The following is a 20,904-nucleotide window of genomic DNA, read 5'->3' on the forward strand; positions in this document are numbered from 1 at the left end:
TTGAGATCCCGCGTCCGTGGGCACGTCACCGGGGACGGGTCCTGGATGCGGGCTCGTCCGGGGTAGGCGGCGGCTCGCCGTGGTGATCACCCTGCCGTCGGGGCGGCAGGCGCGACGGTCACCGCGGCCGGCCGCCGCCATCTTTTCCGGGCAGTCCGGCGGCCATAGTGGCGAAGATGCGCGTCAACGTCGCCAAGTCCGCCGCTTCGAGCGCGGCCAACGCCGCCGGTGGTTCGGTCAGGATGCGCCGGGCCGCCGCCGCGGCCTGCAGGCCCGCCTCCGTGAGGTGGACCAGCCGGCTGCGCTTGTCACCGGGGTTGGCGCGGCGCTCGGCCAGGCCGCGGCGCTCCAGGCGGTCGACCGCGACCGTCGCCGCGGAGGGGTCCACCTCCGCCGCCTGGGCGATCTCGCGCAGGGTCATCGGGGCTTCGGCCAGTTTGATCAGCAGCTCCGCCTTGCCCACGCCCAGGTCCAGCTCGAGGCGCAGCGCGCGGAGCCGGTCCTGGCCGGTGACGAAGGCCAGCATCTCCGTCCAGACCTGCGCCGCCGGGGTCGGTTCGGGGTTCATCGGGCCACGTCCATCGCTTGCTCGCTCGACCGGCCGCCACTGTAGCGGGCCCGGCGGCCGGTCGAGAGCAGGCCGAGCGGCACCGTGGCGGCACCGCAGCCGGCGAGCACGGTCCACGCCGTCGCGGCGGGCACGCCGCTCGCGACCAGCGAACCGCACACCGCCACGCCGATCGCGCCGCCGGTCTGGCGGCAGGTCGACGCGATCGCCCCCGCGACGCCCGCCTGGTCGCGGGGCAGCCCGGCCAGCGCCGCGGTGGTCATCGGCGTCCCGGCCAGGCCGAACCCGGCGCCGAACAGCAGGTAGGCGAGCACGAGGTAGCCGGCTCCGGTCGACGGCCCGGACCCGGCGAGCAGGCCGGCGCCCACCGTCAGCAGCAGCCCGGCCAGCACGAGCGGCAGCCGGGCGCCCCGGGCCGCGACGACGCGCCCGGACACCGTCGCGCACACCGCCCCCGCGGCCGCCATCGGGATCGTGAGCAGGCCGGCGTGCAGCGCGCGGTACCCGCGGACCTCCTGCAGGTAGAGCGTGGTGAGGAAGAGGAACCCGCCCACCGCCGTCAGGACGAGCAGCGCGATGACCGCCGCGCCCGAAAACGCCGGGCTGCGGAAGACGCGGACGTCCACCAGCGGCTCGGCGCGCCGGGACTCGGTCAGCACCAGGCCGCACACCGAGACCGCGGCCAGCACGAACAGCCCGACGACCAGGGGCGAGGCCCAGCCGTGCCGGGGTCCTTCGATGACGGCGGCGGTCACCGGGCCGAGGAACGTGACGACGAGCAGCTGGCCGAGCGGGTCGAACCGCCTGGCGCGCGCTGCTCGGGACTCCGGGACGAACCGCTGCGCCAGGCCGATGGCCAGCAGGCCGATCGGCACGTTGACCCAGAAGATCGACCGCCACCCCAGGCCGCTGACCAGCAGCCCGCCGAGCACCGGCCCGCAGGCCCCGCCCAGCCCCGCCACCGCGCCCCAGGTGCCGACCGCGCGGGCGCGCTCCTTCGGCTCGGGGAAGGTGGTGGCGACGATCGACATCGCGACCGGGTTCAGCATCGCGCCGCCGACGGCCTGCAGCGCGCGGAACGCGACCAGCGCCCCGAGCGAAGGCGCGAGGCCGCACAGCAGGGAGCCGAGCGAAAACAGCCCGAGCCCGGTCTGGAACACCCGGCGGCGGCCGAACCGGTCGGCCACCGAGCCCGCGAACAGCAGCAGGGTCGCGATGACGAGCACGTAGGCGTCGACCACCCACTGCAGTCCGCTGACCGGCGCGTTCAGGGACTGCCGGATCGAGGGCAGCGCCACGTTGGCGATCGTCGTGTCCAGCCCGGCCACGACCACGCTGAGACAGCACGTCGCCAGCACGATCCCCCGCGTCTCCACGAAGTAATTGTTGCACAACAACTACTTGTTCGGCGATGTGGGTGATCAGCTGCCGCGATGACCGATTTCTTGGTTGAGGTTTGTCCGGATCACGGATACGCTGCCACCTACGCTGGGAGCGCTCCCACATGGATCACCAACGCTCGATCACCCGAGAATGGAGGCCCATCATGCGTATGCGCGGCATCCCCCGGTCCGGCACCGGACGGCGGAGCGTGATCGCACTCGTCGTCGCCCTGCTGACGTGCGTGTTCGTCGGTGTCCCGGCCGCTTCGGCGCACGGCACCATCGTCAGCCCCCGCACGCGCGCCTACCAGTGCTGGCAGGACTGGGGCAACCAGCACACGAATCCGGCCATGCAGCAGCAGGATCCCATGTGCTACCAGGCGTTCCAGGCCAACGCCGACACCATGTGGAACTGGATGAGCGCCCTGCGGGACGGCCTGAAGGGCAACTTCCAGGGCGCCACCCCCGACGGCCAGCTCTGCAGCAACGCCCTGTCGCGCAACAACTCCCTGAACACCCCAGGCCCGTGGCGGACCAGCACCATCGGCGCGAACTTCTCGATGCACCTGTACGACCAGGCCAGCCACGGCGCCGACTACTTCCGGGTCTACGTGAGCAAGAACGGGTTCGACCCCACCACCCAGCGCCTCGGCTGGGGCAACCTCGACTTCATCACGCAGACCGGCCGCTACGCCCCGGCCAAGGACATCACGTTCGACGTGAAGACGTCGGGCTACACGGGACACCACGTCGTGTTCACGATCTGGCAGGCTTCGCACCAGGACCAGACGTACATGTGGTGCAGTGACGTGGTTTTCGGCTAGCGATCCCAGCTGTCGTGAGTGGTAAGGCGAGTTCTAACTCTCCTTACCACTCACGACGTTCCCGAAGGCGCGCAGGAACGTCTCGACGATGACGTCGGCGGCCTGCGCGTCGCCCAGTCCTGGCAAGTCCTTTGTGGACAGATGCACCAGCTGGCCGAGTACGTTGCCCGCCCACCGGTCGGGCAGGCCCGGCCGGAGGTGGCCCTCGTCGGTGGCTCGCTGCAGGAAGCGGTCCACCTCGTCGACCGCCCGCAGGCGGCGGGCCCAGATCTCCGGGTCGGTGCGCATCCGGCTGATCTCGGTCGGCCAGGTGCGGTTCACCCCGACGATCCCCTCGACGTACCGGTGCAGGGCCACCGGCACCGGCGCCTCGCGGAGCCGGGCGGCCTCGATCGCCGCCTCGATCGCGGCCAGCCGGGCCTGGTAGACCGCCGTCAGCAGCTCTTCGCGGCCCGCGAACCGGCGGTAGACGGTCCGGCGGTCCACGCCAGCCGCCGCCGCGATCGCCGCGATGCTCGTGGCGGGGTCTTCCGCGAGCATGCGGGCGCCCGTCGTCAGCAGCAGTTCGAGGTTGCGGGCGGCGTCGGCTCTCATGTCGTCAACCTACGCCAAGCGCCACAGCGGTGAGGCACTACTTGTGCAACGTCTCACAGAAGCGTCACCTATCTTGATGAAGTGCTACGTTGATGTGACACATAGGAGGTTAGCCGTGATCACCCACCACCAGCTCTTCATCGGCGGCACGTGGACCACCCCGAGCAGCACCGAGCTGCTGGACATCCGTTCGCCGCACGACAATTCCGTCATCGGCCGCGCCGCGCAGGCACTGCCCGCCGACGTCGACCGGGCCGTCGCCGCCGCCCGGCGCGCCTTCGACGAAGGGCCGTGGCCGCACACCCCGCCCGCGGACCGCATCGCGGTGCTCCGGCGGCTGGCCGGCCTGCGCGAGAAGCGCGCGGACGAGATCGCGGCCCTGATCACCGCGGAGAACGGGTCCGCGCTGTGGTTCACCAAGGCCGGTCAAGCCGGCCTGACGCGGCAGGCCAACGCGTTCCTGAAGGCGGCCGAGGAGTTCGGCTGGGAGGCGACGCTCGAACCGTCGGACCCCGCCGCGCCGTTCCGGTCGGTCGTGCGCCGGGAGGCGATCGGCGTGGTCGCCGCGGTCATCCCGTGGAACTCGCCGTTCTCCTCGGCGCTCGCCAAGATCGTCCCGGCGCTGCTGGCCGGCAACACCGTCGTCCTCAAGGTCTCGCCGGAGAACACGCTCAGCATGAACCTCCTCGCGGAGCTGCTGGCGGAGACCGGGCTGCCCGAAGGTGTCGTCAGCGTGCTGCCCGCCGACCGCGAGACCAGCGAATACCTGGTCAAGCACCCGGACGTCGACAAGATCGCCTTCACCGGGTCGACCCGCGCCGGGCGCCGCATCGCCGCGCTGGCCGGGGAACAGCTCAAGCGCGTCAGCCTCGAACTGGGCGGCAAGTCGGCCGCGATCATCCTGCCGGACGCCGACCTCGACGCGGCGGTGCAGGGCCTGAAGTTCGGTTCCCTGCTCAACAACGGCGAAGCGTGCATCGCGCAGACGCGGATCCTGGCGCCGCGCAGCCGGTACGCCGAGGTCGTCGCCGGGCTGAAGGACCTGATCGAGTCCCTGCCGGTCGGCGACCCGGCGGCCGGCGGGACGTTCATCGGCCCGATGATCCGCCGGGACCAGCAGCAGCGCGTCCTCGACTACATCCGCCTCGGCGTCGAAGAGGGCGCCCGGCTGGTCACCGGCGGCCCGGAGGTCCCGTCGGGGCTGGAGCGGGGCAACTACGTGACGCCGACGCTGTTCGCCGACGTGGACAACTCGATGCGGATCGCGCAGGAGGAGATCTTCGGCCCGGTCCTGGTCGTCATCGCCTACGACGACGAGGACGACGCGGTCCGCATCGCCGACGACTCCGAGTACGGCCTGTCCGGCGGCGTGTGGTCGGCGGACCCCGAGCACGCACTGGCGATCGCCCGCCGGGTGCGGACGGGCACGGTGACCGTCAACGGCGCCCCGATCGGCTTCGACGGACCGTTCGGCGGCTTCAAGGCCAGTGGCATCGGCCGCGAATACGGCGCCGCCGGAATCGGCACGTACACCGAGTACAAGACGATCACCGTGCCCGGCACGGCTCACCCGGCAGCGGCGGCGGCGAACATCCCGGCTTCGTAGGAGCCGCCCTTCTGGTGCACGATCACGGCGAGCCGGTTGGCCGCGTTGATCAGGGCGACGAGCGCAACGAGGGCGGCCACCTGCTCGTCGTCGTAGTGCTCGCGCACCCGGGCCCAGGTCCCGTCGGACACGCCCTCGGCGGCATCCGCCAGCCGGGTGCCCTCCTCGGCCAGCGCAAGCGCGGCCCGTTCGGCCTCGGTGAAGACGGTCGCCTCCCGCCACGCGGCGACAAGGGCGAGCCGCACCGCGGTCTCCCCGGCCGCGGCGGCCTCCTTGGCGTGCATGTCGAGGCACCAGCCACACCCGTTGATCTGACTGGCCCGCAGGCTGACGAGCTCCTGCGTGCGCTTGGGAAGCGGCGACCGTTCGAGCACCTGCCCGAGCCCGGCGAACCGCTTGGCCAGCCGGGCGCCGGTGTCGGTGGTGAACAGGTCGATGCGGGGTTCCATGGCTTCGTCCTCCTGGTCGTGGGGTGCAACGACCTCAAGACACCGGCGGGACGGAGGTTGTGACAGCTCTGCTCAGATCGTGGATCCCCAGACGAGGATCGGCGTGGTGACCGGGGTGACCGGCGACCCGGGCCGCGTCCCGGTGACGTGGATTTCGTAGCCACCGGGCGGCAGCGCGGGCGCGTCGGTGCGGAAGAGGCCGTCGGCACCGCGCGGCCGGCGCGCGAAGACCGGCTGCTGCCGTTCGTCGACGACGGTGACCTGGACGCCGTCGCGCGCATCCGGCGGCAGCTCGACGGCGATGGGCACCGGCTCGCCGGCCAGCACGAGCTCCGGAACGGTGAGCCGGACGGGAACCGTGGCGGGTGCCCGCCGCCGGATGGGGACGGTGGTGAGGACTTCTTCGACTTCGTCGAGGGCGTAGGGGTTGGCTTGCAGGCTGCCGTGGTGCTCGACGACCCGGCGGACGGTGTGGGTGTCCATCGGAAGGCCGTGCCCGATCGCACCGGCGAGCGGGACGGTGCCGTCGCCGAAGTCGTTGTCCCCGTCGATGGTGTCGAGCGCCTCGGCCCGCCCGCCGGAGATCCGCACGGTGGTGGGCGTGGCCTGGCGCGCACCGACGATGGTGTGGTTGATGCTCAGGCTTTCCGGACGGCCGGCTTCCGCGTCGGCGAGGTCCCGGTGGAAGGCGAGCGCGTCACCGGTCATGGCGGCGTCGAGTTCCGGAGGTGTTCGCTCGGCGAGGTTGACCAGGCCGCCCGGCTCCTCGACACAGGCGTACGAAGGGAGCAGCTGGTGGAGCGCGGGCATGCTGCGGGCGAAGAGGGTGAGGTCGACGGCGAAGGGGCCGAGCTCCTTGCGAACACCGTTGACGAGCGGCAGGAGCGCTTTGGCAGCCCCACGGTAGGGAGTTCCGAGGGTGATGAGCTTGCGGGTGTGGCCGGCACCGCCGCAGCGTTCGATGTACCAGCGGGCGACGAGGCCACCCATGGAGTGGCAGACGAAGACGAGCTGGGCGTCCGGGTGGGTCTCCCGCCACTTCTCGAGCGCGGGTTCGACGAGAGTCGCGAGGCGACGGCCGTTGTACCGGTTGGAGAGCCGCCAGTCATAGGCGACCGGGAGCAGGTTGCCGCGCTGTTCGTCGAAGCCGAGGGCCCGAAGTCGTTTCAGGAGACCGGTGTAGCCGCGGATGGGTGTCCAGATCCCGGGTACGACGTGCAGGTCGGGCATGAGGACGCCCGGTTCGACACCATCGCCGGGGTGTTCGTCGCCGAGTCCGTCGGGGAGCCGGAGCCGGTCGAGGTTCCGGCCGAGGGTGCCGATGGCCCGGAGAATCGCACCGGCGGAGGGGGCCCAGACGGGGGTGCCGTTCCGGAGCAGGGTGCTGCCGGTAATTCCGGGGAGCACGACGACGAGGTCGCTGTCAGGCATCGGGTTCCGTCTCGGTGAGGGTAGGGATGAGGGTGAGGACGGCGGGGTGGACGGCGCCCAGCTCGGCCAGGCGGGCGATCCAGGTGTTGCGTTCGGCGGGAGACACGTCAAGGGCTTCCCGTAGCTGGGTTGGTGCGGTGTCGTCGCCATCGATCGCCGCGGATACGGCGAGGTAGAAGGCTGCGGTTGCGGCTTGGTCGGCGGTTTGGGCAGTTTGAAAGGCAATCGTGGCGAGGCTGGCAACGATAGTGGTGTCGGAACCGCCGGCTGCGGCGTGGAGGAGGGGCGGGAACAGGTCCGGGTCGGCCATTGCCGTGAAGACTTCGGCCAGTTCGTCGTCGGGCTTTCTTTCAACAAGCCGTAACAATGCCGACGCGACCAAGGCTGCCTCGTTGCCAGCTTCGAAGAGTTTGTCCAGGTAGGACAGGCAGAGTTCGTCGAGCAAGTCGGTGCGGCGATCAGTCACCAGCTGCTGCTGTTGTTCGATATCCGCGGCGACGAACTGCCGGGCGAGGACACCTAGCAGCAGGGGACGATAAGCCGCTTCGCTGCCCTCGGATCGGGCGGCGGTTCGCAGCTCCACGTACCGTGATGCGTGCTCTTCGGCGATCTGGAGCAGACTCTCCTCCATGGCGATGTCAAACGTCTCGTCGAGAAGCTCCAGGTGCGTTTTCAGGTATTCGTACTCGTCCTCGTAAGTCTTGGTCGCGAGCCAGCCGGTTGCCAGCTTGAGCATGTCCAGGTCGACGACGAGCCAAGGCGGCAGCGGCGTGCCCTCGATGGCGATCCACGCCTGTTGCCAGGCCTCTGGACTTGCCGCGCGGTGGCGCCGGGCTTGTGTGTGCGCTTTCTTCAGTAGCTCACGATTGTCTTCGGCCAAGACCTCGTGCAACCACGCAGCCGTCCTCGGGTCGCCGGCCTTCGTGTAAACGACACGATGGAGAAGAAGCAAAGGCCGGGATCTCGCGTCGACCTCAGCCAGCGCAGCCTGCCAAGCTTCGTCGGCTCTCGCGTCTGCACCACTGGCTGCCAGGTAACCGGAGAGGTTGTTCAGGGTCATTGCGAGGTCCGGTATTTGCCGCGCCTCCCCGTCGACCGCCCGAAGATGCTGTGCTATTGCTGCCTCGGTCGCATTCACGGCGTCGGCCACGCGCCCCGCCTCGCCGTAGCAGTAGCCCAGATTGTTCAGAGCCGTGGCAAGGTTAGGCAGGTACACCGGGTTCTTCTCCACCAGCTTCCGAAACCGGGCAACCGCCTCCTCCGCGATATCCACCCCCTCGGCGGTGCGCCCAACCGCGGCACAGTGGAAGGCAAGGTTGTTCAACGCTGCGGCAAGTTCGAAGAAGTAGGCCGGATTTTCCCTCACCAGCACCCGGTACTGGGTGACTGCCTCCTCGGTCAGCGCCACCGCCTCATCTCGCCTTCGCACATCGCTGTAGCAGCCACCGAGGATGGTCAAAGCCGCGACGAGGTCGGGCAGGTATGCCGGGCTCTTCTCCACCAGCTTCCGAAACCGGGCAACCGCTTCCTCGGCCGGGGCCACCGCCTCGGCGGCGCGCCCGCCCTCGAAGTAGCAGCCGCCGAGAGTGCTCAACGAAGCAGCCAGGTAATTCAGATGCATCGGGTTGTCAGCTGCCGAGATCCGGTGCAGTGCCACCGCCTCCTCGGCCGCTGCCGCCGCCTCGACGTGTCGGCCCCCCTCGCTGTAGCGGCTGCCGAGGTTGCTCAATGCCATGGCAAGGTCAGGCATGTAACCTGGGATCTTCTCCGCCAGCTCCCGATACAAGGCAACGCCTTCCTCAGCCGAGGCGACCGCCTCAATACGCCGCCCCACATCGCTGTAGCCGGCAGCGAGATCGTTCAACGCGCCGGCCAGTTCTTGAACGTAAGCCGGATTTTCCCTCACCAGTTCCCGGTACTGGGCTACAGCCTCCTCGTGGAGTGCAACTCCCTCGACAGCCCGGCTCACCTCGCCGTACCTGTTACCCAGATTGCTCAACGCCTTGGCGAGATCCGGCAGGTAACCCGGATTTTCCACGGCCTGGACCCGCCGTAGTGCGAGACATTCTTCGACCGGTACGACCGCCTCGACAGCACGCCCCACCGCGCCGTACCGGAGCCCCAAGTTGCCCAACGCCATGGCAAGATCCGGCAGGTAACCCGGATTTTCTGCGGCAAGGTTCCGGAACCGCTCAACGGCCTCTTCGGTCAAAGGCACGGCCTCCGGAAACCGTCCTACCGCACTGTAACGATTACCGAGGTTGTTCAGCACGCCGGCAAGGCCAGGCAAATGTATCGAGCTTTCCTGTACGAGCGTACGGTGCAGGGCGACAACCTCTTCAGCTGATGCCACCGCCTCGGCGTCCCGGCCCACCGCGCTGTAGCGATTCGCGAGCCCGTTCAACGCCGTGGCGAGGCCGGGCAGGTTGGCCGGATTGCCCTCGGCCAGCTGCCGGTACTGAGCCACCGCTTCCTCGGCCGGGACCAGCGCGTCCAGCCGACGCCCGACCGCGCCATAGCTCACGCCGAGAGAGTTCAACGCGATGGCAAGGCTGGGGAGGTACGACGAACTTTGGTCGGCCAGTGTTCGATACTGCGCAACCGATTCCTCGACCAGTGCCAACCTTTCGCTGTGGCGCCCCACATCGCCGTAGCGTCCGCCGAGCCTGCGCAGCGCCATGGCGAGTTCGGGCAGGTAAGACGGATCCTCCGCAACCACTGCCCGGTACCGAGCCACCGCTTCCTCAGTCGGAGCGACCGCCTTGACAAGCCAGCCCCATTCCACTGAGGTATCGGCTACGTCGAGCGCCGCCAGCGCAACATCGGCCTGCAGATCGGGCCGATCCCCGACGACCTCCCGGAGCGCAGTCAGTCCCTCGAACCCGGCGATCGCCGCATGCACCCAGGCATACCGCCACAAGTACACCGGCTCCCGAGCATCCACCCCCTCCTCGAGAAGCCCTTCGTACAACCGCAAAAGCGCCACCCCAACCGGCAAAGCCGCGGGATTGAACGGCTCCTGCCCGGTAGGCCGGTACGGCGGCCGCAGGTGATCGGCGAAGCTCTGGTGCGCCAGCCGGTACACCGCCACCCCGCCGTCGCCGTCCTGGACGACGTAGCGGCCCAGCTGGTCCACCACCCAGCTCACGTCGTCACGGCTCAGCTCGCGTCCCGCCAGTGACGACGCCACCGTCAGCCACTCCTGCTCCGGAAAACCCGCCCCCACCGCCCACGTCAACGCGGTCAACATCGTGCGCGCCAGCTCGCGGGCGGCCGCCCGGTCAGGTGAGCCCGACTGCGGTGGTTCCACCAGGGCCAGGTCGGCGTCGAAGGCGTCCTCGATCGAATGGGCGATGTGCTCCCGCCACTGCGGCGTGCCCGTACTCACCGGCGTGGCTCTCAGCTGGTCGGTGATGATGCGGGCCAGCAGGAACGGCTGGTCGGCCGCCAGGGCTTCGCCTGCCAGGTGCGCCGCCACCGCCGAGGCGTCCATGCCGTCGGCCACCCCCGCCAAACGCTTGCGGACGTACTCGCCGATGGCCGTCTGGGCCGACTCCACGCACTCCGTGCTGTCCAGGTCCAGCACCGCAACCGGCGACAGCGTGTCCAGCAGCGCCGTTCCGTTGTCCTGGGTCAACGGCCGCGTCGAGACGATCACCGTCGCGAACGGGGCCAGGCGGGTCAGCAGGTCCTCCGCGATCGCGAACGCCTGGCCGCGGGCCTCGTCCAGACCGTCGATCACCACGACCGGCGGCGCGGCCCCCGATTCGACCACCCGCTGTACCACGCCCAGCAGCTCCGCCACGTTGCGCCGGTCGGCCAGCGGCTCGACCAGGTGCACGCGGATCAGCTGCCGCTCGAGGACCTCGGCGACCCGCTCCACGGTCAGCCCGCGCGCGTGCACGTGCGCCGCCACCGAACGCTCGCCCGGGTCCGCGTGACCCCAGCCTTCGTCTGCATGGCGGAGGCGGTCGCGCTCGTGGGGGTTGGACACCGACACCACCCGGCCGACCACCGCCGACTTGCCGGTGCCCGCCGAGCCCGCCACCACGCGCAGCCCCGGGGTGCCGGCCCTGACCCAGGACACCACCGTGTCCACCTCGTCCGTCCGGCCGGTGAACCACGACCGCTCGTCGCCGGGATCGCCGCCGCGCGCAGCCCGCAGGAGGTGCTCCACGACCTCCTCCGGCGCTCCCTCGTCGTACAGGGGGTTGGGCACGATCGGCAACGGGTGCCCGTCCCGCAGGAACTCCGGCCGCTGGTCGATCCCCGGCCACTCCTCCAGCAACGCCAGCCCGAGGTCCTCACCCAGGATCCGGTCGTTGTGCTTGGACCAGCGCCGCTGCTGGTCCGGCGAATCCGGGCCGCGGGTCAGCAGCTTGACCAGCAGTTTGCCGAACTGTCCGTCGCGCGCGCCGATGTCCGCCGCAGAGCACGAGACCAGGACGCCGAGCCACACCCGGTCGCCCTTGGGCGGGAGCTGCTCCAGCAGCCGCCGGGCCATCGCGGTGGAGTCCAGGACGGCGCCGGCCTGGCAGGTGTCGATCACCAGGAGGAGCTGGCTGGCGCCGGACAACACGCACCCGCGGATCACCTCCGACGCGGCCACGCCGTCCGCCTTGTCCGCGGTGGCCAGCCGCAGTCCGCCCAGGTCGGTGCCGTGGCCGCTCCACACCAGCAGCAGCGTCCCGCCGTCGGCGCGGCCGCCGACCGATTCCAGCCTGCTGTGCACCGCGGTGACGTCGGCATCGGTCAGCGGCTCACCCTCGAACGCCGCGGAAAGGGCGTTCGCCACCGCTTCGACGTCGGCGACCGCGTGGTCGAGGTCGACCAGCTCCGGGGCGGCGTAGTGATCGATGCCCACGCCGACGAACACGTCACGCCGCACTGCGTCCCCTCCTCGAATCACCTCCTCAGTCGCGCCCGCAACCTCCCCTGTTACGGACTGCAACCACCTCGCCGGGGTTGTATCACCGGCTCCCCCGTCCGGCTCGGTTGCGGCGAAGGCTACGAATCGAGGAAGGAACCACCATGTCCGCAACGATTTCCCGGGGAAGAAGCCTCCGCCGCCTCGCCCTGGCCGCCGTCTTGGCCGCTTCGCTCACCGCCGTCACCGCCGGTGTCGCCCATGCCTCCCTGTCGCAGGTGCAGGACGGGTTCGAGGTCAACCCGCAGTCCTCGTGGCTGGTCGCGACCGGGGGATCCGCCTCCGCCGGGTTCGACGTCGGGGCCGGGACCGCTCGGTCCGGGCGGAACAACGGCTGGCTCTTCGCCTCCAAAGGCTGGGCCTTCGAGGGCTACTGGGTCGTCACGAACTCCGTGCCGCGCAACGCCCAGTGCGCTTCGCAGTTCTACATGCAGACCGCCGGGGGCGCGCAGGTCGGGATCGAGATCTGGGACGCCGGCGGGCACCTGCTCGCCAGCACCTACCCGTGGCTCAACGGCAGCGGGGCCTACCAGGCCGTCAACACCGCCCGGTGGAACCTCAACGGCGTCAACCCCGTGTTCGTCAAGGCGATCGTCGGCGCGAACGGGTCGTCCCGGTTCATCCGGCTCGACGACATGACCACGCAGTGCTACTGGTGACCGGGCTGTACCATCGCCGTCGATGAGCTGGGCGGGGTGGCAGGTGCGGTTGCGGGAGGTCCGCGCGGCGGATCACCGCGCCCTGATCGGGTTCGACCGCGACTCGGCCGCGCGGGCCGGTGGGTACCGGCACTGGGCGACGCACCGGGTGGCCGGTGACACCGGCGACGACTTCCACTTCGCCATCGAGACGCTGCACACCCGGACGCTGGTCGGGTCGATCTGGATCCAGGCCGACCCGGCCGCCGGGCGGTTCAGCTACGGCATCGGGATCGGGCCGCAGTACCGCCGCTGCGGGTACGCCGCCGACGCCCTCACCGTCCTGCTCGGCGTCATGTTCGAGCTGCGCCGCTACCGCAAGTGCGAGGTCAGCATCAACGGCGCGAACTTCGCCTCCCTCGCGCTGCACGGCGAACTCGGCTTCCGCGAAGAGGGCAGGCCGCGGGACACCGAACTGCGCCACGGCGAGATCCGCTACCCGGTGCTGATGAGCCTCACCGCGGACCGGTTCGCCGAGCACCGCCCGGTGGTCGTCGCCGCCCGCGGTCCGGTGCGGCCCTCCCGGGGACGGCACTGGCGCACGCCGCGCCGGGGCCGGCACTGGCGGGCCGAACACCTGACCCGCTGAAGCGCCGGGAGGCCCCCACAGGGGAGCCTCCCGGCACCGGCTCAGCCGTCCGATTCCGCGGACGGGATGAAGGCCCCCGGCACCTGCTCCGGGGCGTACACCTGGTTCTCACCCGGGTAGGGCAGCTGCCAGCCGTGCGTCTGGTACCACGTGAAGTGGTTCATCTGCGCGGGGTTGGCGTAGTCGGCGACGGCGTCCGGGCCGGTCAGGCGCTGGTGCGTCGTCCACTCCTGCCACTGCGCCGCCACGTGCTGCTTGTCCGCGGGCACCGCCGAAGACGGCACCGGTGCGGCGGCCGGGTTCGCCGCCGCCGGGACGTCCGGGCCGCAGGACGGCTGGGTCGCCAGGCCCGCCGTCAGCGACGTCCGGTTCGGCAGCGCGGTGAACGGCGTCAGGTCCGGCTTCTGCTGGAAGGCCGCACTCATCGGCGTCGCCGCGCTGTCCTTCTGGTTCATCGGCTTGACGCCGAGGATCTGCTCGATCGTGCGGATCATGGTGATCTGCGAGTAGTAGTGGCTGTCGACGACGCCGTGCCGGGCGTACGGGCTGATGATCTGCACCGGCGCGCGGTGGCCGTCGACGTGGTCCAGACCGGCCTGCGAGTCGTCCTCGACGACGAAGATCGCCGAGTCCTTCCAGTACGGGCTGTGCGAGATCTCGTCGACGATCCGGCCGACCGCGAGGTCGTTGTCGGCGACCTGGGCGGCCGCGTTGGGCGGGCCGCCGGTGTGGTCGCTCGACAGCCAGAACATGTTCAGGTTCGCCGGCCCGTGCTTCTCGAAGTCGTCCTTCCAGATCTGGTAGCGGTAGACGTCCGGCACCGCGGTGTCGAACTTCGGGAAGCCCGGCACCGAAACGTCGTTCAGCGACGGGATCGGCGACGACGACACCAGCGGGTAGGCCGTCGGTTCCCCGGTGTTGGCCATGTTCTTGGCGTCGCAGTACAGGTTCTGCCAGCTCGCCCCGGCCGGCTTGGTCAGGAACTGCTGGAACTCGCCGAAGTCGCGCACCGACTTCCCGGCCGCCTGCGCGCCGGTCCAGAGGAACCCGGTGCTCTGGTGGCCGAGCGCGTCGTCCTCGGTGTCGTAGCTGCGCAGGTACTCCCCCGCCGAAGACTCGGTGTACTCGGGGTTGTCGGCCTGCATCAGCCAGTTGTGGCCCTCGGCGGAGTTCGTGCCGATGTCGTAGGTGTTGTCGTACAACCCGAACTGGCGCTCGAGCGCGTGCTGGTTCGGCGTCACGTTCTCGCCGAACTGCGTCACCGCCGGGTCGCCGTTGCCGCGGGAGTCGTCACCGAAGACCTGGTCGTAGGTCCGGTTCTCCTTGACCAGCAGGAAAACGTGTTTGATCGTCGACGGGTCGCCGAGCCGCGCCGGGACCGGCACCGGGCTGCGGTGGCCGTTGTCGTGGGCCACCTGGACCGAGCCCGGTGTCCAGCCGTTCTGCCAGAACACCTTGGCGGTGTACGCGCGGGTCACCAGGTCGTTCGGCAGCCGGAACCTCTGCAGGCTCGACGTCGTGTCGTGCGTGCCGTGCCCGGCCGCGGTGGTCGGGCGGCGGGCGTCGATCCCGCGGGTGTTGGAGACGAGGATGTCCGGACCGACCGTGGCGATCGCCGTCGGGAAGTAGTCCGTCGGCAGCAGGCCCACGTAGCTCACCGGTTCCTGTGCCCGGTGGTAGCGGTAGACGGCGACCGCGTTGGCGCGGCCGAGCGTCACCAGCAGGTGCCCGTCGGCGGTGAGGGTGACGCCGTCGGGCTCGTAGCCGACGCTCGCCTCCGGCCACGGCTGCGTCGCGATGGTCTGGACGACCTGGTCGCGGGAGGTGTCGATGACCGAGACGGTGTTGCTCGCGGTGTTGGTGACGAACAGCGCGCCGCCCTTGGCGTACACCGCGGTCGGGTGCAGGCCGACGTCGATGCTCGCCGGCGCGGCGGCCGGCTTCGCCAGGTCGATGACGCTGACCGTGCCGCTGGTGGTGGCGCCGGTGAACCGGCTGGCCGGCACCTGGGTGTTGTAGGAGTTCAGGGTCGGCTCGCCGGGGCGTGCCGGGCGGCCGCCTTCGTTGCTGACGTACAGCTTGCTGCCGACCAGGACCAGGTCACGCGGGGCGTTGCCGACGGCCCAGCTCTGCTTGACCGCGCCGGTCGCCGCGTCGAGGGCGACGACCCGGTTCTGGCCGTTGACCGCGGAGTACACAGTGGACCCATCGGGCGAGAACACCGCCTGCGCCACCAGGGCGTGCTTCGCGCCGTCCGCCGGGATCTTGACCGCCACCGGCGCGGCGACCGTGCCGTCCGGGTTCACCGTGAACTTCGTGTAGCCGTCGGTCTGCGCCAGCCACAACGACTTCCCGTCCGGGGAGTACGACGGGCCTTCCTGGCCGACGTCGTTGCCGGGGATGCGCAGGTTCGCCGTCGCGGAGTTGCCGACGAGCTGCTGCACCTGCCAGCTCTTCAGGTCGACGACGGTGAGCGCGATCCCGCCGTCGGTGGTCAGCGCGGCGAGGTGGCTGCCGTCGGGGCTGACCGAGGACGCCATGATCTTGCCGTTGTTGACGACCAGCCGGTTGCCGATCGGGTCGAGGTACTGGTCGGCGGCGACGACCTGGCCCTGGCCGGTGACCTGGCCGACCTGGTCCTCGCCGAACTGCCACGTCGACGCGACACCGGTGCCGGTGCCGGCGGCGACGAGCACGAGCGTGACCGACCCGGCCGTGGCGAAGCGGAACCGGCGGCCGGGCGCGCCCTTCCTGGTATGCCTTCTGCGGCGGGTTACCTGCATCGGTTATCCCTTCGTGGTGGAAAGCAGCTCGACGTTGGCGTCGAACTGCCAGAGCGGGTTGGGCTGGTCCCCGTCCGGGGTCCGCACCTGGAAGTAGCCGTTGACCTCCTTCGGCCCGTCGCCGTCGGCGACGTACCGCCCGTCCGAGGTGACGTCCAGCTGGTAGACGGCCGACCCGGTGGCGGCGACGCCGGGCAGGTGCCAGGAGACGACGCACCGCCAGTCGTTGCCGGGCCCTTCGGGCTCGACGAGGCCGTCACCCTTGGTGCAGGCGGCGGTCGCCGCGAGCTGCGCTTCGGTGACTTCGGGGCGGTGCAGCTGCCCGGCCTGCAGGCGGTAGAGGTGCGCGAACGCCGTGGCGACCGACTGCTGCAGGTTGTCCTGGCCGATCCCGGAGCCCAGCGCGGGCGCCGCCGCGGCGATGATCCCGGCGGTGGCCGCGAAGAGCGCGGCCAGCGGCAGGACGGCGAGCGCGCGGCGCCGGGAGCCGTCGTGGGCGGCGTTGGTGAAGTCGCGGCGCACGAACAGCCAGTAGGCCAGCGCGGTCGCGGCGACGGCCCACGCGAGACCGACGCCGACGCCGATCAGCAGCGGGCCGAGCTGGCCGGGGTCGGTGAACAGGCCGTTCCACGCGACGAAGGCGTAGCTGGGCAGCGCGAGCCGGACGGCGACAGGCAGCGGCAGCAGCTGGGCGAGCGCCATCGCGAGCGCGACGACGGCGGGTAGCAGCAGCCCCATCGGCGACCGTCCCCAAAGGACGGACCCGAGCAGCCCGATCCCGGCGAGGGCGAGCGTCGGGGCGAGCACGCTCACCCAGGCGAGCAGGACTTTCGCGGCGGCGTCGCCGGGGGTGAGGAGGTGGCCGTCGAAGCCGACCAGGGCCCGGTTCCCGACCGCGAGCAGCCCGCCGGCGGTGCTGGAGACGGCCATCCCGGCCACGAGCAGCAGGATGACCGTGAGGCTGGCAAGCGCTTTCGCGGCGAAGATCCGCCGCGCGGACCGGACGGCGACGAGCAGGTGCCGCCACGTCCCGAGCCGGTCTTCGGCGGCGAACACGTCCCCGGCGACGACGGAGGTGAGCAGCGGAAGGGCGTAGGTGCCGGCGAACCCGAGCATGACGAGCGGACCGGCCCACCCGGTGGCGTTCATCCACCGGCCGAAAAGGGTGTCGACCGGCAGGGAACTCTGCCGGCTGACCGCGGCGACGAAGACCGCGGGAGCGAGCCAGCAGGCGAGGACGAGCAGGCGGATGCGCCAGGTCGCGAAGAGCTTGACCAGCTCGAACCGGTAGGCGCGGGTGGTGGGGACGGGACGGACGGAGGCATCGACGGTCATCGGGGTGCTCCTGCGGGGCGGCGGGACGTTCGGGGCTGGCGGGCCGCGGCGGCCCGGCCGGGCGCGATCACCGGCCACCTCCCTGCTCGGTCAGCGCGAGGAACGCGGCCTCCAGCGGGGACACGACCGGCGCGAGCTCCCGCACCGCCACGCCGTCCTGCACCAGGCGGCGGACCAGCTCGTCCAGCGCCGGGACCCGGGCGCGGATCACCAGGACCTCCGCGTCACCCCGGGCCGCCTTCTCCTCCGTGATCCCCCGCGTCTGCGCGAGCACGCGCCGCGCCGCCGCCGGGTCGGAGGTCCGCAGGCGGTAGGCGAGCTCGCTGTTCTCCGCCGACAGCTTGGCCGGCGGCCCGGTGAACACCACGCGGCCGGTGGCGAGGATCGTCACCTCCGCGCACAGCGCCTCGAGGTCGTCCATCCGGTGGCTGGAGAGCACCACCGTGGTGCCCGCCGCGGCCAGCCGGTCCAGGACGCCGTGGACGTGCTTCTTGCCCGCCGGGTCCAGGCCGTTGGCCGGCTCGTCGAGCACCAGCAGGCGCGGTTCGGTGAGCAGGGCCGCGGCCAGGCCGAGCCGCTGGCGCATGCCGAGGGAGAACCCGCGCACCCGGTCGTCGGCGACGTCGGCGAGGCCGACCTGGTCGAGGACGTCACCCGGGTCCGCGCGGTGGCCGCCGAGCCTGGCCAGTGCCGTGAGGTTCTGCCGGGCGGTCAGCGACGGGTAGAGGCCGGGCCCGTCCACGAAGCCGGCGACACCGCCCGGCGACCGGCCGACCGGCGTGCCGAAGACGTCCAGCTCGCCTTCGTCGGCGACGGCCAGGCTCAGCAGCAGGCCGAGCAGCGTCGTCTTGCCGGCGCCGTTCGGGCCGACCAGGCCGTGGATGTGGCCCGCCGCCACGTCGAAGTCGACGCCGTCCAGCGCGACGACGTCACCGAAGCACTTGGTGACCCCGCGCGCGCTCACTGCCAGTGGTGCGTCCATGGGTGCCTTCCGTTCCGCCTGCGCGAAGAAACTTAGGCACCGCAAATGACGGGGGCACGCGCGGCAAGTGAACGCTCCGGGAACGCCAGCCGACCGGCCATCGCCGCGCCGGTGAAATGTCCGAGTTAACCGGCCGCTTGCCTTGGCGGGGCGGGCAACCCCTGTCCCACCACCCGGAAAACCCTTACCGAAATGGCGGTCAACCCCTATTCACCGCCATTTCGACATAGGAGCCGGTCATCTTGACACGGCATTCCGCGGTCAGGCATCGTCGAGAGACGAAGACCACATTCCCGGTTCTTCTTCCCGCATGACGAACCCACGGAGAACGAATCATGGCGAAGATCAGGGTGACGCTTTCCGGTGGTCCGGCCGAACTGGCCGAGCGGCACCGCGAATGGACGGTCGGCAGCATCGGCGAAATCGCCAAGGTCAGCTTCGGTGCCGGCTACGAACACTTCTCCCACGACGGCGAGTTCACGACCACCAGCGGCGGCGACCAGGTCCCGGTGTTCGCCTGGTGCGGCCGCACGCGCGTCGCGGAGTGATCCGGAACCTCCACAAAACCTCCACAGGAAAACCGGCCGCCCGGCAATCGCGCCGAAGATAATGGCGGGGTGCTGACTGCGGAGCAGGTGAAGACCCATTGGTGGCGCGCGGCTGTCGCGGTGGCGGCCGTGGCGGTGGTCACGTTCTCGCGGGACGATCCGTTCGCCGGGCTGTTCGCGCTGGTCCCGATCCTCGTGTGGTGCGCGGCGGCGCGCTCCGGCCGCGCCGGCGTGGTGACCGGCCTGGTCCTGCTGGCGTTGCTGGCGTGGTTCGTGCTGCCGCGGGAACTGGGCCTGGCCGGGCCGTGGGTGCCGGCGGCGATCGAGGTCTACTGGCTGCACACCACGCTGGCGGCGGTGGTCTGCGCGATCGGCAGCCGCAAGCCCGGTCCGTGGCTGCTGCCGGCGTTCGGCGGCTTCGTCGTCACCGGCGGGGTGCTGGTCGCCGGGTGGCAGGAGGCCCCCAGCGACGAAGGCGTCCTGCCCGGTCCCGCGCAGCTGCGAATCATCGAGGACATCGACTGCGGGTCCGGCGGCTGCTGGCGCGTCGCGGAATCGACCGGCGACCACGCCGCCGAGGTGTGGCAGGCCCACCTGACGGCCCGCAACTTCACCCCGGCGCCGGCTCTCGACGGGGTGACGCGCTTCTGCCGGACCACCGGGCTCCTGGTGAACCACCAGACGTGCGCGGAGGTCCGGCCGCTCGCGCCGGACTCGGCGCGCGTGGAGTGGTACGTCGAATGAGGAGCGGAGGTGGCGCGGCGGGGTGCAACCGCCGCGCCACCGTCCCCTCAGCCCGGCGCGACCGCCCGGCCGGTCTGCGGGGAGATCATGCCCGCGCACAACCCGCGGCTCGCCAGGTTCTGGGCGATCTGCGGAATGGCCGACAGCGTGTTGGCCGGCCATTCGTGCATCAGGATGACCTGCCCGTTCTGGAGCCGGCCGTTGGCCGCGACGATCGCACTGACGCTCGCGTTGTTCCAGTCTCCCGAATCGACGTCCCAGATGATCTGCCGCAGGCCGTACTTGGCCTCGACCGACTGGACCGTCGCGTTGGTTTCCCCGTAGGGCGGCCGGAACAGCCGGGGCGTACCGCCGCCCGCCGCCGCGATCGCCTGCTGGGTACGGGAGATCTCGGAATCCACCTGGGCCTGGCTCTGCTGGGTGAGGTGCGGGTGCGTGTAGCTGTGGTTGCCCACCCACATCCCGGCGCTCACCTCGGCCCGGACCTGGGCCGGGTACGCGGCGGCGTACTGGCCCTCGTTGAACATCGTGGCCCGCAACCCGTTCTGCCGCAGCGCGTTCAGAATGGCCGGGGTGTGGGCGTTCGACGGCCCGTCGTCGAACGTCAGCCCGACGTACCCACCGCACGCGGCGGCCTGCGCCGGCGTGACGGCAACCGCACTCGCCACGGCGATGGCCGCCGTGGCCACGAAAGCACTCAGCCGGCGCATGATCAGCCCACCGAGATGTTCGAGTTGCCGCTGCTCTGGTAACCCTCGGTGGCGAGGATCATGTAGTACTTGAAGTTGCCGAGCGGCATCCCGGCACGGCCCCAGGCGTCGAAGTGGTTGCCGGTGGTGATGCTGCCACCGGTCCGCCGCTGCTGCCGCACGCTCCAGTACTGGTTGAAGGTCTTGTTGCCTTCGACGGACGGCGCGTTGTACCGGGTCGTCTGGTAGATGTCGTACGTGCCGCCATCGCTGGTCACGGTGCCCTTGTAGGTGCCCGTCGGCCGCCAGCTGCCCCAGTTGTCGACGATGTAGTACTCGACGAGCGGGTTGGAGGTCCAGCCGTAGAGCGACAGGTAGCTGTTGCCGGAGGGGTTGAAGCTGCCGGAGTAGTTCACGGTCCGCCGGCTGCCGTTGCCCCAGCCCTTCCCGGCGACGAAGTTGTTGACGTTGCTCCAGTTGGTCCGGTAGTTCCCACCGGACCCGAGCGTCATGGAGACCGAGCCACCCCCGGCGCTCCAGAACGAGTAGTAGTACCCGTTGTTGTAGCCGGTCTGGTTGGTGGTGACGACCGTGTCGGCCCAGGCGGTACCGGGCAGCAATGCGGCGACCAGCGCAAGGACGGCACCGCGGAAGAACATCCCGCTGCGGCCGCGTTTCTTGGTGAGCATGCGTCCTCCTCGTCGAGGCTGGCAGGCAAGCCAGGATGGGAAAAAGCATGCGAGCGCCCCCACCGG

The 20,904-nt window shown here is 70.6% G+C and carries 17 protein-coding genes; 6 read left to right on the forward strand and 11 right to left on the reverse strand.

Annotated elements, in window-relative coordinates; all coding sequences use genetic code 11:
• Nucleotides 1–118: 118 nt before the first annotated feature.
• Nucleotides 119–568: a MarR family transcriptional regulator gene (locus OO60_RS36575; RefSeq protein WP_003083447.1), complete on the reverse strand. Its 450-nt coding sequence runs from the start codon at nucleotides 566–568 to the stop codon at nucleotides 119–121.
• Nucleotides 565–1,944 carry a DHA2 family efflux MFS transporter permease subunit gene (locus OO60_RS36580; protein WP_063963007.1) on the reverse strand — a complete coding sequence of 460 codons (1,380 nt, stop codon included), beginning with the start codon at nucleotides 1,942–1,944 and terminating at the stop codon, nucleotides 565–567. The genes OO60_RS36575 and OO60_RS36580 overlap by 4 nt, the downstream gene beginning before the upstream one ends.
• A 170-nt stretch (nucleotides 1,945–2,114) precedes the next feature.
• On the opposite strand from OO60_RS36580, the gene OO60_RS36585 reads away from it, so the two are divergent.
• The gene (locus tag OO60_RS36585) at nucleotides 2,115–2,774 is read left to right on the forward strand and encodes a lytic polysaccharide monooxygenase auxiliary activity family 9 protein (RefSeq protein WP_033263067.1); all 660 of its coding nucleotides are present in this window, start codon (nucleotides 2,115–2,117) and stop codon (nucleotides 2,772–2,774) included.
• Nucleotides 2,775–2,807: 33 nt separating this feature from the next.
• Here the strand turns inward: OO60_RS36585 and OO60_RS36590 are convergent, their stop codons facing one another.
• Nucleotides 2,808–3,368, reverse strand: a complete 561-nt coding sequence (locus tag OO60_RS36590; RefSeq protein ID WP_003083451.1) for a TetR/AcrR family transcriptional regulator — start codon at nucleotides 3,366–3,368, stop codon at nucleotides 2,808–2,810.
• A gap of 115 nt (nucleotides 3,369–3,483) precedes the next feature.
• On the opposite strand from OO60_RS36590, the gene OO60_RS36595 reads away from it, so the two are divergent.
• The gene (locus OO60_RS36595; RefSeq protein WP_003083453.1) at nucleotides 3,484–4,974 is read left to right on the forward strand and encodes an aldehyde dehydrogenase; all 1,491 of its coding nucleotides are present in this window, start codon (nucleotides 3,484–3,486) and stop codon (nucleotides 4,972–4,974) included.
• Here the strand turns inward: OO60_RS36595 and OO60_RS36600 are convergent.
• From OO60_RS36600 to OO60_RS45210, 3 genes are all read right to left on the reverse strand, one after another.
• Nucleotides 4,935–5,423 (reverse strand): carboxymuconolactone decarboxylase family protein, encoded by a 489-nt coding sequence (locus OO60_RS36600; RefSeq protein ID WP_003083455.1) that lies wholly within the window; start codon nucleotides 5,421–5,423, stop codon nucleotides 4,935–4,937. The two genes, OO60_RS36595 and OO60_RS36600, sit on opposite strands and share 40 nt — an antisense overlap.
• A gap of 72 nt (nucleotides 5,424–5,495) precedes the next feature.
• On the reverse strand, nucleotides 5,496–6,854 hold the full coding sequence (locus tag OO60_RS36605) for a lipase/acyltransferase domain-containing protein (protein WP_003083456.1): 1,359 nt from the start codon (nucleotides 6,852–6,854) through the stop codon (nucleotides 5,496–5,498).
• Nucleotides 6,847–11,742 (reverse strand): tetratricopeptide repeat protein, encoded by a 4,896-nt coding sequence (locus OO60_RS45210; RefSeq protein ID WP_003083458.1) that lies wholly within the window; start codon nucleotides 11,740–11,742, stop codon nucleotides 6,847–6,849. Before OO60_RS45210 ends, OO60_RS36605 begins: the two co-directional genes overlap by 8 nt.
• A 143-nt stretch (nucleotides 11,743–11,885) precedes the next feature.
• Here OO60_RS45210 and OO60_RS36615 point away from each other — a divergent pair, with 143 nt between their 5' ends.
• Together OO60_RS36615 and OO60_RS36620 are read left to right on the forward strand one after the other, a co-directional pair.
• A complete protein-coding gene (locus OO60_RS36615; RefSeq protein ID WP_003083460.1) occupies nucleotides 11,886–12,440 on the forward strand; it encodes a hypothetical protein in 555 nt (184 codons plus the stop codon).
• 43 nt (nucleotides 12,441–12,483) lie between these two features.
• A complete protein-coding gene (locus tag OO60_RS36620) occupies nucleotides 12,484–13,068 on the forward strand; it encodes a GNAT family N-acetyltransferase (RefSeq protein WP_003083463.1) in 585 nt (194 codons plus the stop codon).
• Between the two features lie 41 nt (nucleotides 13,069–13,109).
• Here the strand turns inward: OO60_RS36620 and OO60_RS36625 are convergent, their stop codons facing one another.
• The 3 genes from OO60_RS36625 to OO60_RS36635 all read right to left on the reverse strand — a co-directional run bounded on the left by OO60_RS36625 (nucleotide 13,110) and on the right by OO60_RS36635 (nucleotide 18,168).
• Entirely contained in the window at nucleotides 13,110–15,851 is a 2,742-nt protein-coding gene (locus OO60_RS36625) for a bifunctional YncE family protein/alkaline phosphatase family protein (RefSeq protein WP_033263068.1), read from the reverse strand.
• A gap of 3 nt (nucleotides 15,852–15,854) precedes the next feature.
• Nucleotides 15,855–17,186, reverse strand: coding sequence for an ABC transporter permease (locus OO60_RS36630; RefSeq protein WP_033263069.1), 1,332 nt, complete (start codon nucleotides 17,184–17,186; stop codon nucleotides 15,855–15,857).
• A gap of 67 nt (nucleotides 17,187–17,253) precedes the next feature.
• A complete protein-coding gene (locus OO60_RS36635; protein ID WP_033263070.1) occupies nucleotides 17,254–18,168 on the reverse strand; it encodes an ABC transporter ATP-binding protein in 915 nt (304 codons plus the stop codon).
• Between the two features lie 335 nt (nucleotides 18,169–18,503).
• Between OO60_RS36635 and OO60_RS36640 the strand changes: the two genes are divergently transcribed.
• Nucleotides 18,504–18,716 carry a DUF5988 family protein gene (locus OO60_RS36640; protein WP_003104522.1) on the forward strand — a complete coding sequence of 71 codons (213 nt, stop codon included), beginning with the start codon at nucleotides 18,504–18,506 and terminating at the stop codon, nucleotides 18,714–18,716.
• Between the two features lie 69 nt (nucleotides 18,717–18,785).
• Nucleotides 18,786–19,460, forward strand: coding sequence for a hypothetical protein (locus OO60_RS36645; RefSeq protein WP_003104520.1), 675 nt, complete (start codon nucleotides 18,786–18,788; stop codon nucleotides 19,458–19,460).
• Between the two features lie 47 nt (nucleotides 19,461–19,507).
• Here the strand turns inward: OO60_RS36645 and OO60_RS36650 are convergent, their stop codons facing one another.
• Together OO60_RS36650 and OO60_RS36655 are read right to left on the reverse strand one after the other, a co-directional pair.
• Complete coding sequence (locus OO60_RS36650; protein WP_003104518.1) at nucleotides 19,508–20,170, reverse strand: polysaccharide deacetylase family protein; 663 nt, start codon at nucleotides 20,168–20,170, stop codon at nucleotides 19,508–19,510.
• A gap of 2 nt (nucleotides 20,171–20,172) precedes the next feature.
• Nucleotides 20,173–20,838 (reverse strand): glycoside hydrolase family 11 protein, encoded by a 666-nt coding sequence (locus OO60_RS36655; RefSeq protein WP_003104516.1) that lies wholly within the window; start codon nucleotides 20,836–20,838, stop codon nucleotides 20,173–20,175.
• Nucleotides 20,839–20,904: the final 66 nt, after the last annotated feature.

The sequence above is a fragment of the Amycolatopsis vancoresmycina genome, from assembly GCF_000716785.1.
Lineage (GTDB): Bacteria > Actinomycetota > Actinomycetes > Mycobacteriales > Pseudonocardiaceae > Amycolatopsis > Amycolatopsis vancoresmycina.

Bases quoted from the DNA above. Each gene is read 5' to 3' on its own strand.
- OO60_RS36575 (WP_003083447.1), bottom strand. From the start codon at position 568: ATGAACCCCGAACCGACCCCGGCGGCGCAGGTCTGGACGGAGATGCTG.
- OO60_RS36585 (WP_033263067.1), top strand. From the start codon at position 2,115: ATGCGTATGCGCGGCATCCCCCGGTCCGGCACCGGACGGCGGAGCGTG.
- OO60_RS36590 (WP_003083451.1), bottom strand. From the start codon at position 3,368: ATGAGAGCCGACGCCGCCCGCAACCTCGAACTGCTGCTGACGACGGGC.
- OO60_RS36600 (WP_003083455.1), bottom strand. From the start codon at position 5,423: ATGGAACCCCGCATCGACCTGTTCACCACCGACACCGGCGCCCGGCTG.
- OO60_RS36605 (WP_003083456.1), bottom strand. From the start codon at position 6,854: ATGCCTGACAGCGACCTCGTCGTCGTGCTCCCCGGAATTACCGGCAGC.
- OO60_RS36615 (WP_003083460.1), top strand. From the start codon at position 11,886: ATGTCCGCAACGATTTCCCGGGGAAGAAGCCTCCGCCGCCTCGCCCTG.
- OO60_RS36625 (WP_033263068.1), bottom strand. From the start codon at position 15,851: ATGCAGGTAACCCGCCGCAGAAGGCATACCAGGAAGGGCGCGCCCGGC.
- OO60_RS36630 (WP_033263069.1), bottom strand. From the start codon at position 17,186: ATGACCGTCGATGCCTCCGTCCGTCCCGTCCCCACCACCCGCGCCTAC.
- OO60_RS36635 (WP_033263070.1), bottom strand. From the start codon at position 18,168: ATGGACGCACCACTGGCAGTGAGCGCGCGCGGGGTCACCAAGTGCTTC.
- OO60_RS36640 (WP_003104522.1), top strand. From the start codon at position 18,504: ATGGCGAAGATCAGGGTGACGCTTTCCGGTGGTCCGGCCGAACTGGCC.
- OO60_RS36650 (WP_003104518.1), bottom strand. From the start codon at position 20,170: ATGCGCCGGCTGAGTGCTTTCGTGGCCACGGCGGCCATCGCCGTGGCG.
- OO60_RS36655 (WP_003104516.1), bottom strand. From the start codon at position 20,838: ATGCTCACCAAGAAACGCGGCCGCAGCGGGATGTTCTTCCGCGGTGCC.